At 44.4% G+C, this 15,623-nt stretch carries 9 protein-coding genes and 1 CRISPR repeat array; of the genes, 4 read left to right on the top strand and 5 right to left on the bottom strand.

Features of this window, described 5'->3' with window-relative positions; translation table 11 throughout:
* Window positions 1-270: 270 nt before the first annotated feature.
* Window positions 271-1,035: a peptidylprolyl isomerase gene (locus EAG18_RS18345; RefSeq protein WP_125253814.1), complete on the bottom strand. Its 765-nt coding sequence runs from the start codon at window positions 1,033-1,035 to the stop codon at window positions 271-273.
* A 278-nt stretch (window positions 1,036-1,313) separates the two neighbouring features.
* On the opposite strand from EAG18_RS18345, the gene EAG18_RS18340 reads away from it, so the two are divergent.
* Both EAG18_RS18340 and EAG18_RS18335 read left to right on the top strand, forming a co-directional pair.
* Entirely contained in the window at window positions 1,314-2,573 is a 1,260-nt protein-coding gene (locus EAG18_RS18340; protein WP_125253813.1) for an aromatic amino acid transport family protein, read from the top strand.
* Window positions 2,574-2,703: 130 nt separating this feature from the next.
* Window positions 2,704-6,909 carry a DEAD/DEAH box helicase gene (locus EAG18_RS18335; protein WP_125253812.1) on the top strand — a complete coding sequence of 1,402 codons (4,206 nt, stop codon included), beginning with the start codon at window positions 2,704-2,706 and terminating at the stop codon, window positions 6,907-6,909.
* Here the strand turns inward: EAG18_RS18335 and EAG18_RS18330 are convergent.
* Both EAG18_RS18330 and EAG18_RS18325 read right to left on the bottom strand, forming a co-directional pair.
* A complete protein-coding gene (locus EAG18_RS18330) occupies window positions 6,893-7,999 on the bottom strand; it encodes an amidohydrolase family protein (protein WP_125253811.1) in 1,107 nt (368 codons plus the stop codon). The genes EAG18_RS18335 and EAG18_RS18330 overlap by 17 nt on opposite strands.
* A gap of 19 nt (window positions 8,000-8,018) precedes the next feature.
* The gene (locus tag EAG18_RS18325) at window positions 8,019-8,336 is read right to left on the bottom strand and encodes a DUF962 domain-containing protein (RefSeq protein WP_125253810.1); all 318 of its coding nucleotides are present in this window, start codon (window positions 8,334-8,336) and stop codon (window positions 8,019-8,021) included.
* Between the two features lie 102 nt (window positions 8,337-8,438).
* On the opposite strand from EAG18_RS18325, the gene EAG18_RS18320 reads away from it, so the two are divergent.
* Entirely contained in the window at window positions 8,439-8,909 is a 471-nt protein-coding gene (locus tag EAG18_RS18320; RefSeq protein WP_125253809.1) for a protease, read from the top strand.
* Window positions 8,910-9,419: 510 nt separating this feature from the next.
* Here the strand turns inward: EAG18_RS18320 and EAG18_RS18315 are convergent.
* A complete protein-coding gene (locus tag EAG18_RS18315; protein WP_125253846.1) occupies window positions 9,420-10,103 on the bottom strand; it encodes an OmpA family protein in 684 nt (227 codons plus the stop codon).
* A 191-nt stretch (window positions 10,104-10,294) separates the two neighbouring features.
* Here EAG18_RS18315 and rnt point away from each other — a divergent pair, with 191 nt between their 5' ends.
* On the top strand, window positions 10,295-10,954 hold the full coding sequence (gene rnt / locus EAG18_RS18310) for a ribonuclease T (RefSeq protein ID WP_125253808.1): 660 nt from the start codon (window positions 10,295-10,297) through the stop codon (window positions 10,952-10,954).
* Between the two features lie 197 nt (window positions 10,955-11,151).
* Here the strand turns inward: rnt and EAG18_RS18305 are convergent, their stop codons facing one another.
* On the bottom strand, window positions 11,152-12,804 hold the full coding sequence (locus EAG18_RS18305; protein WP_125253807.1) for a FapA family protein: 1,653 nt from the start codon (window positions 12,802-12,804) through the stop codon (window positions 11,152-11,154).
* A 2,400-nt stretch (window positions 12,805-15,204) separates the two neighbouring features.
* Window positions 15,205-15,563: a CRISPR direct-repeat array (repeat unit 31 nt; unit sequence GTCTCAATCCCCTATGTGTGCGGGGTGTGAC).
* Between the last annotated feature and the right edge of the window lie 60 nt (window positions 15,564-15,623).

Here is a 15,623-nt window from a genome sequence, read left to right as displayed (position 1 = left end):
TCAGGGTCGCTTACTGGCCCTGAACACGCCCCGATACCTTCCTATCATGGTATATAATTCTTATATATCAAATAAAAGCAGCTGAATTGTTCAATACTCAAGCATAATACCAATTAGCACTAATGTTTGCTCAAAATAGACCACTTCATTAGGATAATTGGTATCAGTCAGCGAATAGGCTTTATAAAAAATAAGCGCACCGAAGTGCGCTTCCAAGTTATTAACCTGAGATCAGGTTAACTAGGGACTGTTGTGCAATCGCACTCAAAACTATTTCACTCTACGTCTAAAACCCAGCGCACCTGCAAGTAGTAAGAGACCCGCAAACATCGACCCACCAGAAGAGCCCGAATCTTGATCTGTTGACGGTTTGTCAGTAACTTGGTCAATCAAGGTATTCGCTTTTTGTGTTAATCCCGCAGCAGAGTTAGGATCGTCATCTAACACTGTAATTGCATTGAGTGTTACAAAATTAGCAGCACCTGGGTCTGTTTCAGTGTCTTTACACTGCTCATCGGTAAAGTTAACTAACGGCACATTACCACAACGTGGAATTTGAGCGATGGCTTCTAGTACTTCCATACCGTCACCAATTACTTGACCAAACACGGTGTAGCCACCATTTTCTACGTCTAAATTACTACTATTATCCTCTAAGTTTATAAACCACTGGCTGGTCGCACTATCAGGTTTATAAGCCACCTTAGCCATTGCAATTGTGCCTTTGACATTTGACCACTTAGGTTCATTTTCAACCGCATTATAGGTTTCAATCGCATCAAGCGGAACTTTACCTTCATAAGTAAAGCCACCTCCTTGCACGACAAACTCGGGGATCACTCGGTGGATCACAGTATCAGAGTATCGTTCGTTGTTTACATACTGCAAAAAGTTTTCAACTGTCTTAGGAGTGCTTTGATCATATAGATTCACTTGAAAACTACCGTGTGAGGTCTGAAACTCAACAATTGTCGCGTTAGCAGTAACACTTCCTAGCATCGCTGAGGCGAGCAATAGCGTATTTAACTTGAACATACTTTTCCACTTAGTTATTTCATATTTATTTGCGTCTTAGAATAAAAATTAATTTTTAACGCGGCTAGCAAATCATTGTCGGTGGTAACAATTAAAAACATTTACAGACGTAGGTTTACAAAAGCGACACAGCGACAACTAGGTAATTGTGCAGCTTTTAGTCAAATAAACGTATTTCACCGCATAACTCCTCTGAGTAGACGGTTTATACATGCAACTCTTAACCATTTTTTATATGATCCGCCCGATTATAATTCTAAATCCAGGACAACAAGTTTATGAGTAATTCCTCTGAGGCAACGATGGAGATGAACTCCGTCAGTAATAGCCGCTGGACAAAACATGATACCCACTGGGTATTGAGCTTATTTGGAACCGCTGTTGGAGCAGGTATTTTGTTCCTTCCAATCAATATTGGGATCGGTGGTTTTTGGCCACTTCTCATTATGACTGCCCTTGCTTTTCCAATGACCTATTTAGCGCACCGAGGGCTCGCTCGCTTTGTACTTTCTTCAAAGCAAAAAAATGCTGATTTTACCGATGTAGTCGAAGAACACTTCGGCGCTGGTGCTGGCCGCTTAATTTCCCTACTCTACTTTTTCTCTATTTTCCCTATTTTGCTTATTTACGGTGTTGGTCTGACTAACACTGTCGATAGCTTTATTGTCAATCAGCTAGGGTTTGGATCCCCTTCACGTATTTTGCTGTCAGGTTTATTGGTCGCAGGCATGATTGCCATTATGCTAGGCGGTGAAAAGCTATTGCTCCGTGCTTTCGCTATTTTGGTTTACCCACTTGTTGGTGTACTTCTGTTTTTGTCACTGTATTTAGTACCTAACTGGCAGATGCCCGTAGTCAGTACACCAGATGTTGCCAGTTTAACGCAGTTATTGTGGTTATCTGTGCCGATCGTGGTGTTCTCCTTTAGTCACGCAGCGGCGATCTCAAGCTTTGCTAATGTGCAACGTCGCCATTACAAGAGTGAAGCGGTGCAAAAGTCTGAAGCCATCTTGCGTATCACCTCAATTATGTTGATTGTATTTGTCTTGCTGTTTGTATTTTCTTGCGTATTTTCATTAACGCCAGAACAAATGGAAGCTGCAAAAGAATCAAACGTTTCCGTATTGTCTTACCTAGCCAACGTTTATAACAATCCATTTATTGCTATGCTTGGGCCACTGGTTGCGTTTATTGCCATCACCTCTTCATTCTTAGGTCATTTCTTAGGTGCTCGTGAGAGCTTCAATGGGCTGGCAACCAAACAAACTAACATGAGTTACAAAGTAGCTGACAAAGCGGGTATCGCATTTATGTTTGTTGCTATCTGGATTTGCTCAGTGCTTAACCCAAGTATTCTCGATATGATGGGCGCAATTTCAGGCCCTATCATTGCAATGATCTTGTTTATTATGCCGACTATAGCGGTGTTTAAAGTCCCTGCGCTACAAAAATACAAAAGCCATATTGGCACCTATTTCGTATTAATTGTGGGCTTATTGGCGGTTTCGGCATTGCTATATAACCTAAGCTTTGGCTAGTCACAGACATACCCAAAATTTTAGTAATATTGGGAGGCATCGCCTCCCGCTCCAACGCATCACCTCAATGGTAGTTAAGCGCAAATTGTGGTAGTTTTCAGTGTCTTAAAATGAACACTGCGACTGAACAATGAACTTTGACTTTGTGCCATCCACTAATGAAGAAATTGTAGCCTTAACACATCAGGTAGATGCGCTACCAGCGCAAGAGCAAACCTTGCTCTGCATTTTGGCCGTCGTTTACAAGCCAGTCTCAGCAATCAAACTCAAACGCCTAATACAGGCTCTTGTTAGTAAAGAAATTATTCCTAGCACTGAGTTTGAACAAGGAATAAGCCATAGCCAGATCATGAAATGGCGCGCTGACGGTTTAGTCACGTTTAATGAAGATGGCGTACAAATCAACCTAAAACTCGCGACCGGCTTAAGTCAAAAAGTCATGGCCGAGGGGCAGTTTTTACCCATACTCAATACTGCCGAAGAATTTATACCGGTTCTTAATGCTTATGAATGGGAAAGACAATTTGCTGATGAACAGCGCCTCATTCGCGATTTTTTATTTATAAATCAATTATCAAAAGCACGTGCGCAACTAGGGTTTAATAAAGACCCACAAGCCGTGTGCTATAAAACCAACCAAGTACTACTGCCACTTTATTTTTATCCGTTTTCGTTGGAGCGATTTAGCACCCTCCCCGAAGATTTGCAGTACCAAGCATTTTCAACCTTGCTGTATACCTTAATACAAAGTGGCCAAAGTATTGCCTTTGCGCTAGACACGCTGGAACAGGTTGAGGCCAAAACACAAAACCCACCATTAACGGCACTATTGGCAGAATACCAACTGTACACATTACAGTTAGATGCCGCACAGAGTATGGTAACTCAACATCACAGCAGCTACGAGTTACAGATACGAGCTGCGATTGCTTTTTTGCAGCAAAGTGAAAATGCCGTCTCAGAGTTTACAGCAGCCCTTAAAGCGAAGGATAAAATCACCAAGCGTAAAAAGCAGTACTTAGGCAGAACCCTTGGGTTATTTCATAAACTGGCATTACTACAACAAGCCAATAACCAAGATGCTGCGCTTTTTGAAGAGTTATCACTACAATTAGAGTATGAAAACCAAGACAACAAAGCTCCCTTTTGCAATTATTTTGCCAATAACGTCTTACTCTATTGCAGTGAAAGCCTCTCGCAAAATAACCCATACAGTAGCGCACATTTAAAGTACTCTGCTTTGAAGCAGTCGCACTATTTTGACTATTACATTGGCCGCTTACTTGACTGCTTTGCATACTTTTGGTGTAACAAGACTTTAGATGCAACGGCGCTTGAACACCTTGATGATTGCGTGAACGCTTTTGAACAGCTGTCGATGTCGCTTTTTGCTCAGCTTGCAAAACAACTGCAACTTGCTCAACATGGAGAGTTTCAGCCACTGACAAGTGCTCTCAACATTAACCTCAGTACGCTTGTGGCTAAAAAGTCACCGTGGGACTTGGCGCTTGATAAACTTATCGCATTAAACCCAAGCAGTAACGCCACTCAGGCGGCCGATACGCAATACCGACTGATCTGGCAAATTAGGCAAGGTCGCTTTGATATTGAATTTTTAGCCAGAGAACAAAAACGGGGAAAAACCGGCTGGGGCAAGGGTAAGCCTTTACCTTGTAAGCAACTTAAACAGCATCCTGAACGCTTCAGTTACATAAGCCAATCAGATAAAAAACTCATTGAGGCCATCGCATTGCAAGCCTGTTATGGCTACAGCAGCAAGTCTGATTATGTACTGGCAGGGATCCCAGCTTTAAGAGCTGCGGTTGGCGCAACAAACCTCTATCATGAGGACGACTTAACGCAGCCTATTACCATATCCGAGCAGACCCCTGAATTACACATTCGTCAGCACGGTGATGAGCTTTTACTTTCAGTGCCAAATCTACCGAGTTATTTTACCCAGCCGCAAAGCTACTCATTTATCCAGCATGACGAACATCAGTATACGTTTATTGTATTTAATCAATCACATATACAAGTCGCTGAAATCATTGGCGAATCAGGGTTAAGCGTACCTGTTAGTGCAAAGCAAAAAGTACTGTCGAGTATTAAAGCCATTGCTCCTTATCTGAATGTTCAGTCGGATTTAGCCGACATTGACACAGGTCTTGATGTCATTGCAGCGCAGTCTACCCTCGTTATCAATATTCAACCTTACCATCAAGGTTTAGACTTTCATTGTGTGGTGATGCCGTTTGGTGAAAAAGGCCCTGTTTTCCACCCTGGTCATGGTACTGCCACGGTTAGTGCAGAAATCGACGGCAAACGCTTGTCTACCACCCGGGATCTCCTGCTTGAGCAACAAGGGCTTGATGAGCTTGACACCCATTGTCCGTTGTTTTTAGAGATGATTGACAACCGCCTCAGCTTGGCGCAAATGGATGAAGCACTGGAGGTATTGCAAGAGCTTGAAATGGTAGTCAACCAAGATCCTTGCCCTATGCAACTCAGGCTAAGGTGGCCAAAAGGTAAAAAAGTCCGCCTCAGTAACAAGCTTGAAAGCCAACATTTGCAACTGGCTATGACCAAGAAAAACGAATGGTTTGATATCACCGGCGAGCTGCAAGTAAATAATGACCAAGTGATTGAGCTAAAAACACTACTCAAGATGGTTGCTACCAGTAATGGCCGTTTTATTGCACTGGACAGTGAGCAGGTGATTGCCCTTTCAAGTGAACTAAAGTCTCAACTTGATAAGCTCAATCATGCCACCGAAGGCGGTAAATTCCATCCACTTGCTACGCCTTTGATTGCTGAAGCCACCACCGGCATGCGCATGAAAACCTTACCTGCATGGGAAGAGCAACATGATAAAATGCACCAAGCCGTGGCGTTAACTGTGCAGCTACCATCAACATTACAGGCCAAGCTTAGAGACTATCAACAAGCAGGATTTGACTGGGCCATGCGACTCGCCCATTGGGGTGCTGGCGCGTGTCTTGCCGATGACATGGGGCTTGGCAAAACCATCCAAGCACTAGCGGTAATATTGGCTCGTGCACATAAAGGGCCTACGTTAATAATTGCTCCCACCTCAGTTTGTTTTAATTGGCAGCAAGAAATTCAAAAGTTTGCGCCAACGTTGTCGGTAAAAATATTTGCCGACTCTACAAATTCAGAGGCCAGAGCACAATTGCTCAGTGATCTGCAGCCACTGGACTGTGTCATTTTAAGCTACGGCTTATTACAGCGCGAAGTTGATATATTAAAGCCCATTGCATTTGAAACGATTGTCGCTGATGAAGCCCAGGCGCTAAAGAACCCGCTTGCAAAGCGCACTCAGGCAGCATGTGCACTTAAAGGAAAATTTAAACTTATTACCACAGGGACACCAATCGAAAACAACCTTACCGAGCTGTGGTCACTATTTCGGTTTGTAAACCCGGGACTACTTGGCAACCTGAAGCGTTTTAGCGAAAAGTTTTCTGCGCCAATTGAAAATGCAAATGAGGACAAAGTCGCAGCGCACCGAGCTCGCAAAGGATTAAAACACCTTATCCAACCGTTTATTTTACGTCGCATGAAGCACCAGGTATTAACTGAGCTACCACCACGGACGGAGATAAATGTAGCGGTTCAGTTAAGCCAAGAAGAGCAAACCTTTTATGAAGCGCTTAGGCAAAACGCCATTGATGAAATCTCCCAATCCGCGCAACAAGATAGCGCCAATGAGCAGCGCTTTAAAATGTTGGCAGCGCTTACTCGTTTACGCCAAGCCTGTTGTCATCCAAAACTCTTATTGGCTGAAAGCCAAGTCGCCAGTGCCAAATTAGCGGCATTAGACGAATTACTAACAGAGCTACAAGAAAATAATCACAAGGCGCTCATTTTTAGCCAGTTTGTTGGTCATTTACAGCTGATCAAAAGTCACCTTGAAAAACGTGGTATTCGCTTTCAATATTTGGATGGCAGTACCCCTCCTAAGGCACGACAACAAGCGGTCAACGCCTTTCAAAAAGGTGAGGGCGAGGTATTCCTAATTAGTCTTAAAGCAGGCGGCTCTGGCCTGAACCTTACCGCAGCGGATTATGTCATTCACATGGATCCTTGGTGGAATCCAGCGGTTGAGGAGCAAGCTTCAGATCGTGTTCATCGCATGGGACAAACGCGCCCTGTCACGATATATCGCTTAATAGCTAAAGGGACTATTGAAGAGCAAATTGTTGAGCTGCACCATCATAAAAAAGATCTAGCAGATCAACTGCTAGCCAATACGGATAAAGTGATGAAGCTCGATGTCAACGATGTCCTCTCGATGCTTAAGGAGACGCTGTAGTACAGATCTCTGGCGCTCGATACGGTAATTCCAACAAATCAAAGTAGTTCTGACCAAGCGCGATACGACGAAACGCATTATCGTCAAGGCTGACCAAAACACGACTGTTAATGTCCACTTCCTCTTTGTAGTCAGCAAAACGTTTGTTTTTGCTGGCAACAAAGTCACTCCCCGGTAAAAAACGCTCAGCATGGGCGTTGATAAACTCAACATRTTGGCTGTTGACGGTTGGAAAGCTAAAATAATAGTCGTATAAAATTCGCCAAGAAAGATCCACTTTAAGATTTTTATAGCGGGCAAACAGCTTCTGCATGGTGCGAATATGTAAGCTGGGGTCAATACGGCTTAGCTCTTTTGAGATCCCCATGTGCATCCAGATGATGTCATTATTCGGGTAGCGCGTTAATACTTCCTCAAGTAACGGTAAGTAGCGAAGCGGCGCCTCGTTATCGCCCAAATCGGCATGCAGTGCCAGTGGAGTCTTCTTCTCTTGTAGTACTTGCATAAATGGCTGCCACTTAGCGATAGTATCCAGACTTACTGCTTGATGACCGTTATCAAAGTGCGCAGCTTTCACCATATTAACCTCTCCCATCCAACGAAATAGATCACCAAACTCTTCTTCAAGCAGCGCCATATTGGTCAGTATCGTGTCTGGTTTATGGAGATCAGCAAAGGCCATTGATAGGGTTAGATGTACTTTATCTRCCCCATGTTTTACATAGTTATTGGCATTTTTAATATCATTTTCAATACTTGGTGCGATGATATGTGTGTAGCACCCTCGCTCACCAACACATCCTGATTTGCGTGTATAGATTTGGCCAATACCATACACATTGACAAACAACACCCCAGCACGCTCCGCCCAGTTGACCAATTTATTAAAAGGGACAGCGTCGCCGCGAAACGGCTGAAAATGATGGTGGCTATCAACGGCAAAATAATTAGACTGGCGCTGTCTGTTATAACACTGACTATTTTCTGGGCTAAACATTGCTAAGCTGCGCACACTTGTTGCCGATATGGTTTCACAGCTGCTGAGTAAAAAAGCACACCCCATCGCTATAAGCATTTGTTTTATATTCATTTGGTTTACTTCATATTCCCTACCAAGGTACCTTCGCGCAGATCATATCTTTATACATAACCCAGTCTCCCATCAAGCTATATAACGGATATTGGAACGTCGCGGGTTTATTCTTTTCAAAAAAGAAGTGACCAATCCAAGCAAAACCATACCCCGCAACAGGCAACAACCAAAGCAACGACCACTGCGCCGAAAAAATGATATAGAACAGCAGCACTAGCACCACAGTTGAACCGACAAAATGGAGCCTGCGACAGATTTTATTTTTATGCTCAGAGAGATAATAAGGATAAAATGATGCAAAAGAATTGAACTCTTTGTTATTGTTTTTAGTCATCTATATGTATTATTCGTTATTTGACCGTATTGCTCAGCATAGTGCAAAGCAATTACATTGAAAACAAAAAGGATTGGGCGTGGCAACAGGCTCAGAATAATTATGTTGAAACCCATATTAATATTTTCTGCCACTTTGCTATTAGCAGCTTGTAATGACACCACTTCAACCACTGATCCGCAGGCAAGTATGAATTCACAGCGCAACATTCAATGTAGTGTCGCAAAAGGTAACGACGCAACCATGAGCTATCCGGTCAAATTCACCTTTACCAACTTAGGGAACGAAGATGCTAAGTTCCTTATTTGGCATACCCCGTTTGAAGGATGGTGGAGTCAATTTTTAGTAGTAGAGCAAAATGGTAAAAAGCTCAATTATCAAGGCCCAATGGCCAAACGCCTCACGCCAGAGGCAAACGAGTTTTTGACACTTACTGCGGGACAAAGCAAAAGCGTAGAGCTGGACTTAACACTCGCCTATGAGATAAATACCGCACAACCTATCGCTATCACCTACAATAACCAGCTTAGCCATCCACTCGCACTCACAGCAAGCTGCAACAAGGTGCTATAAACTCAGCCGGAGTCTAGGTTAATAAAAATGCAGCGGCCGTACAGAAAATAGAAGAGCAACCCCGTGTAGGAGCGACTTTACGTCGCGATCTCTTCCCCACCACACAGTCCGCTCATACAAACACAATCTACAGCTGAAAGCATATATGCTGTAGAAACAACCCGTGTAGGAGCGACTTTACGTCGCGATCTCTTCTCGACCACAAAGCCCGCTCATACAAACACAATCTAAAATTGGAAGCATATGTACTGCACACACAACCCCGTGTAGGAGCGACTTTACGGCGCGATCTCTTCTCGACCACACAGCCCGCTCATACAAACACAATCTACAGCTGAAAGCATATTTGCTGTGCACACAACCCCTTGTGGGAGCGACTTTACGTCGCGATCTCTTCTCGACCACACTGCACGCTCATACAGAAACAATATAAAGCGGGAAGTCATATGTACTGTGCACACAATCCCGTGTAGGAGCGACTTTACGTCGCGATCTCTTCCCCCAAAACCATCAAGGCCTTGATATTTGAATAACCACCCGACGGTTTTTACCACGACCAATGGCATTATCATTGGTGTCCACATGACGCTTTTCACCAAAACCATCTGTCATAATCTTATCCTCTGCCACCCCAAGGCTTGCCATATAAGACTTTATCGCCTCCGCTCGTCTTTTTGACAGTCGCAAATTGGTGTCTCTACCGCCGTAGCTATCACTGTATGCAGAAATATAAATTTGCTCAATTTTAGGATCGTTCTTTAAGTACTCACCTATCATATCCAAACGTTGTCGAGAAGATTTTGTTAACTCACTTAGCAGCTCCCACGCCACATCATTGTCCAGCTCACCATCAAACTTTTTCAGTAACTTCATCTGCCCAATGCTTCTTGCAGGCTTACCGGCTCGCCACAACGGCGGCACCGACTCAAGACCAGCAAAGTCGTAACTTTCAGGGCGCACTACCATATCAAGATTAAACGTTAAGTCTTTATTTTTACTGGCATGGCTGGAAAAAATCGCTTCACCATAAAACGGAACTTCATGGTTTAACGCACAGCTCAAGCGGTTGGTTTGGTCAACTTGCCAATGGGATGCGTCTGCCTCGGCAGCATATTGCCGCATCGCAGCATCAGCATTAAGCGTCACGGCGCACAGGGATAAGCTTATCCAACTCGCTGATTTATAAAACTTAATCACTTAATACCTCACTACATTCACTCATTAGTATGCCATTACGGTGTGCCAATTTTGTGTGAACCGCAATACTAAACCATTATCTACAAATCAAAAGCAATAAATATACCACTTTGAACCCTTGCAAGTCGCTCGCATCTTGCCGAGGTATCAGTATAATAGGCCGCTCAATTTCACAAACCAAGAAGATTATGTCTGATACCGAGCAAACGCTATTTTCAAAACGCTTTCGCGGCTTCTTTCCTGTAGTTATCGACGTGGAAACCGCAGGCTTTAATAAAGATACTGACGCCCTACTAGAAATCGCAGTCAGTATGCTAAAAATGGATGATAACGGCATATTAAGTTTAGATCAGACGGTACATTTTCATGTCGCACCTTTTGAAGGGGCTAATATTGAACAATCAGCAATAGAGTTTAATGGTATCGATCCATTCTCTCCGCTTAGGGGCGCAGTTGCTGAAGATGAAGTTATCAAAGAAATCTGTAAAGCCGTTCGCAAAGCCCAAAAAGCCGCAGGCTGCCAACGCTCTGTTGTTGTAGCTCACAATGCCGCTTTTGACCATGGCTTTTTAAATGCCGCAATTGAGCGCAATAATATAAAACGCACACCCTTTCACCCTTTCGTAAGCTTTGACACAACTTCGCTTGCTGGACTGGCGCTTGGACAAACTGTCCTTGCCAAAGCTTGCCGTACCGCAGGGATCGAGTTTGACAATAGCCAAGCTCACAGCGCTTTATATGATACTGAACGCACCGCTGAGCTATTTTGTTATATCGTGAATAAATGGCAGGCATTAGGTGGTTGGCCGCTACCAGAGCCTGAAGAAGAAGGCCAAACAGAACAGTAATACCAATTAAACTTAATACTTGCTCAATTTGAAGGAGTCAATCTGACGCTAACGGCGTTAAAAATTTCTCATTTAGAACAACTAAATAGCAAAATTTTTGCCTAGTTATCGACAAGATTTTCTCGCCTCAAAATAGACCACTTAATTAAGATAATTGGTATAAAAACTCAAATGCCAGCTAGGTTGCTGGCATATTTTTAGGCAATTTCTGCGGTTTTTGCGGTGGTAAACTGCTGCATCAGCTTACCTTCATGTAATTTAACAAAATTTGGCGGGTATATTCTTGAAAACAATTTAGTGTCTTTGGCTATTTTGACTTCAGTGCCTGGGTGCATCAATTCGTTCACCGTGACGCGGCTTAAGCGCGTAAGTCGATGTATTTTTTGTTGTACTAAACGAATGTTGCGCTGGTTAAGGCCATAGTGCTTATTGATTTGCTTTTCACTGTGTTGCAACTTGGCCAAGTAAGCATCACGTTTTGGTGATTGAGAAGACGCCTTCGCTCGCTTCATCGCCAGCTTGATTTCAATTACCTTAGCAGCAAGTACCTTTTCAAGTTCTACCAGCTCACGGTGCTTATCATGTAGGCTGTCCCAATCTTGCGCCAATGAAATTCGCGTTCTTGTGCCAGAAGGCGCGCCTAACTCACCGGTTTCAATTCGCATGGCATCAAACACATTGCCACCAATTAGTTTACCTCTTGGGGTATCGCCTTTACCGACCTTGATCAACCGCTTTGATGTCAGATCACAATGCAGCGCTTGACGCTCTATTAAAATGTCATGCTCACTTTCTATTTGGCAATACTGCGCATAACCCAAAGAGATACTGCGCTTGGCTTGAATAGAACATGAGAATGCCTCCCCTTCGGTTCGCTTACGGCCAATCGCCCCAAGCATTACCGTCACCGCACTGCTGCTTTCTAGTACCGCAGACTCAACAAAACCTATGACGGTAATATCACCCGAGGCCTTTACTCGCATCCCATCTTTGATGTCGCCACTTACAATAATGCTACCATCAAATTCAACATGTCCTGTTGTTACATCAATATTGTCGTAACACAGCACGTCATCTACACGCATCCCTCTGGGAATAGCCACAGGCACGCCTTTAGAGTCTGCAATCAATAAGTTGCTATCGTTTGGGTCGAGTTTAGTACCTTCAGACACTTCCAGCGGCGCGTCTTTCCCCGGTTTTGGCTCAATCACATCGCCAAATACCGTATATCCCGGCTCACCTTCCGTTGGAGGCACTTTTTTCATCAATGGACTACCAGGTTTAACGGTGATGATTGCGCCTAGGTTGCGCATATCCACTTTACCACCACTTGATTGCTGCGGGCTGAGCACTCTGTCTTGCGCTGTCATGCACAGGCGCACAAACTTTGCATCACTGCCATCTTTTGCACGTTGACCGTGGGCGACTATGCCTTTGTAGGTATGCCCCGCAGGTAACTCAAGTTGTTGACCAAGCAGGTTATCAAGTGCTTTACCACTCACCCCTTTTTTAATACCGGCTTGTATTAATGCTTGCTTGGCTTTGTTCATACAGACCAACTTACCACCTTTTGCCGTGGTAATTTTTGCCTCCGCAAGCATATTCCCTTCTTCAATATGAACAGATATTGACGCATCAATGGCACGTGCCACCACCAAAGAATCTTGCTCTGGCGTTTCACTGGCAGTAAATAGTTGACCAATATTGGCATGGATGATTTCAAAATCCGCATACGGCGAGCCTTCAATCATCTCAACCAACTGAGACGAACTTGCCGGAAAACCAGATTCTACGGGATGAGAAAGCAAATAAACGTAGCCCTCATCCTCATCAAAGCGAAATAATGACATTCATCAACCCTGAAAAGTATGCACAAACTTATTGTTATATGTTGTTTTTAATGCAGCGACTTCATTTGAGCACAAGTTCTTTTGATTGTTAAGCTTAACATCGTGTGAATTGCTACAAAATATAAATGAATGTAAATCATTCTGTGCATCAAAAATACAAGTTATTATTTTCCCTACATTAATCGGCTTTACACGCAAAACCTTTAGGTAAACTTTTGCGTTAAACGCCAATTTCATAACTAAGTATGAGTAATGAGTAGCCTATTAGGCTGTTTCAATATAGGGTAATTGGATTTTAGGAAAAAGAAAGTGAATTTTTTAAAGCAATGAATTATCGCAAGCTCTGAGCGACAAAAAACCGAAACGCAGTTTCGCGGCTTGAGGAGGTGAAGGCATGGATCCCTGATGGAACCCAGCTACAGGGACGTATTGCAGCTCAGGTTCCCATGGTTACGATGGATTTAATATCTGAGTAGTCTCAATCTCCTATGTGTGCGGGGTGTGACCTATCCCAATGTTGGTCTAGTAACATTCCAGTCAGTCTCAATCCCCTATGTGTGCGGGGTGTGACGTAAATATGTGTTTTAACCTTGGATTGCCAAAACTGTCTCAATCCCCTATGTGTGCGGGGTGTGACAAAAGCAAAGCAGCGTAGACAACAAAAGGCACTTGGTCTCAATCCCCTATATGTGCGGGGTGTGACTTAGATATATGAAAGCTTACGCAGTTTAATTCGCTATAGGTCTCAATCCCCTTCAAAGTCGGGGCTACTCATCCGCTTTCCAATTTTAGGCCGTGCACATTGATTCGTCCATGAAGCGCTAACCGCTTCGGCCATCCAAGGCCTCAGTTTCAACCCTAGCCAAGCTGCGAGCACTCGCTTGTCTCGAGACGGGTTTCAACCTATGTGTGCGGGGTGTGACTGGGTTTATTTAGCTCAAAGTCTCGCAGTACGAGGTCTCAATCCCCTATGTGTGCGGGGTGTGACCGCAGACTACCTACGCAACACCAAGATTAAAATAGTCTCAATCCCCTTCAAAGTCGGGGCTACTCACCCGCTTTCCAGTTTTAGGCCGTGCACATTGATTCGTCCATGAAGCGCTAACCGCTTCGGCCGTCCAAGGCCTCAGTTTCAACACTAGCCAAGCTGCGAGCACTCGCTTGTCTCGAGACGTGTTTCAATCTTCAAAGTCGAGGCAACTCAGACTTTACATGCGACAGGAGTTTGCGAACTGCATTGTCTTAATCCTCTTCAAAGTCGGGGCTACTCATCCGCTTTCCAATTTTAGCCCGTGCACATTGATTCGTCCATGAAGCGCTAACCGCTTCGRCCGTCCAAGGCCTCAGTTTCAACCCTAGCCAAGCTGCGAGCACTCGCTTGTCTCGAGATGGACGACGAAAGACCGAAACGCAGTTTCGCAGCTTGAGGAGATGAAGGCATGGATGCCTGATGGAACCCTGCTACAGGGATGTATTACAGCTCAGGATTAACATGCTTTGAGGTCGGGGCTACTCATCCGCTTTCCAATTTTAGGCCGTGCACATTGATTCGTCCATGAAGCGCTAACCGCTTCGGCCATCCAAGGCCTCAGTTTCAACCCTAGCCAAGCTGCGAGCACTCGCTTGTCTCGAGATGGACGACGAAAGACCGAAACGCAGTTTCGCAGCTTAAGGAGATGAAGGCATGGACGCCTGATGGAACCAAGCTACAGGGATGTATTGCAGCTCAGAACTAACATGCTTCAAAGTCGAGGCATACATATCCGCTTTCCAGTTTTAGGACGTACACATTGATTCGTCCATGAAGCGCTAACAGCTTCGGCCGTCCAAGGCCTCAGTTTCAACACTAGCCAAGCTGTGAGCACTCGCTTGTCTCGAGACGTGTTTCAATCTTCAAAGTCGAGGCAACTCAGACTATAGCCGATCGAGGCCGCGTCACGCAAGGGCTAGAGGGGGTAAAAATGTCGGTCTCCTCCAGCCTGTTCCTAAAACCACTGACTTACTGACATTTTTGATGTCAAATTAATCAAAAATCATAATAAATTCATCACTCTGCGGTCTCAGCTACTGACACTTTAAAGTATTCAGCTTAAATTCAGCTAAAAACACCATTCAAGGTACAAAAACGCAGCTTAAAGCAACGGGTTATCGCAAGCACAGAGCGACAAAAAACCGAAACGCAGTTTCGCAGCTTGAGGAGATGAAGGCATGGATGCCTGATGGAATCCTGCTACAGGGATGTATTACAGCTCAGAACTAACATGCTTCAAAGTCGTGGCTACTCCGTTTTCCAATTTTAGGCCGTGCACATTGATTCGTCCATGAAGCGCTAACCGCTTCGGCCATCCAAGGCCTCAGTTTCAACCCTAGCCAAGCTGCGAGCACTCGCTTGTCTCGAGACGGGTTTCAACCTATGTGTGCGGGGTGTGACAATGGTGGTAAAGCGCCGCGCATAACCAATACGTCTCAATCCCCTATGTGTGCGGGGTGTGACTAAGACACTAGCAGGTATCATGACCGACATTTTAGTCTCAATCCCCTATGTGTGCGGGGTGTGACTTGACTATATCGAGCGCAATCACCCTAACATTTATGTCTCAATCCCCTATGTGTGCGGGGTGTGACACATTTAAAACACGGCAATATATGTAGAATAAGAGTCTCAATCCCCTTCAAAGTCGTGGCTACTCAGACAAGATAAGTAAAATCAAGGAACTCATATCCAATAGTCTTAATCCCCTTCAAAGTCGGGGCTACTCATCCGTTTTCCAATTTTAGGCCGTGCACATTGATTCGTCCATGAAGCGCTAACCGCTTCG

It is taken from the genome of Pseudoalteromonas sp. J010 (assembly GCF_003934235.1).
Classification (GTDB): domain Bacteria; phylum Pseudomonadota; class Gammaproteobacteria; order Enterobacterales; family Alteromonadaceae; genus Pseudoalteromonas; species Pseudoalteromonas peptidolytica.
Note: the sequence above shows the minus strand (reverse complement) of the source record. Positions and strands in the feature narration are given on the sequence as shown.

What these genes read in the sequence shown, in the direction of transcription:
- EAG18_RS18345 (WP_125253814.1), bottom strand. Translation starts at nt 1,035, where the DNA reads ATGTTCAAGTTAAATACGCTATTGCTCGCCTCAGCGATGCTAGGAAGT.
- EAG18_RS18340 (WP_125253813.1), top strand. Translation starts at nt 1,314, where the DNA reads ATGAGTAATTCCTCTGAGGCAACGATGGAGATGAACTCCGTCAGTAAT.
- EAG18_RS18335 (WP_125253812.1), top strand. Translation starts at nt 2,704, where the DNA reads ATGAACTTTGACTTTGTGCCATCCACTAATGAAGAAATTGTAGCCTTA.
- EAG18_RS18325 (WP_125253810.1), bottom strand. Translation starts at nt 8,336, where the DNA reads ATGACTAAAAACAATAACAAAGAGTTCAATTCTTTTGCATCATTTTAT.
- EAG18_RS18320 (WP_125253809.1), top strand. Translation starts at nt 8,439, where the DNA reads ATGTTGAAACCCATATTAATATTTTCTGCCACTTTGCTATTAGCAGCT.
- rnt (WP_125253808.1), top strand. Translation starts at nt 10,295, where the DNA reads ATGTCTGATACCGAGCAAACGCTATTTTCAAAACGCTTTCGCGGCTTC.
- EAG18_RS18305 (WP_125253807.1), bottom strand. Translation starts at nt 12,804, where the DNA reads ATGTCATTATTTCGCTTTGATGAGGATGAGGGCTACGTTTATTTGCTT.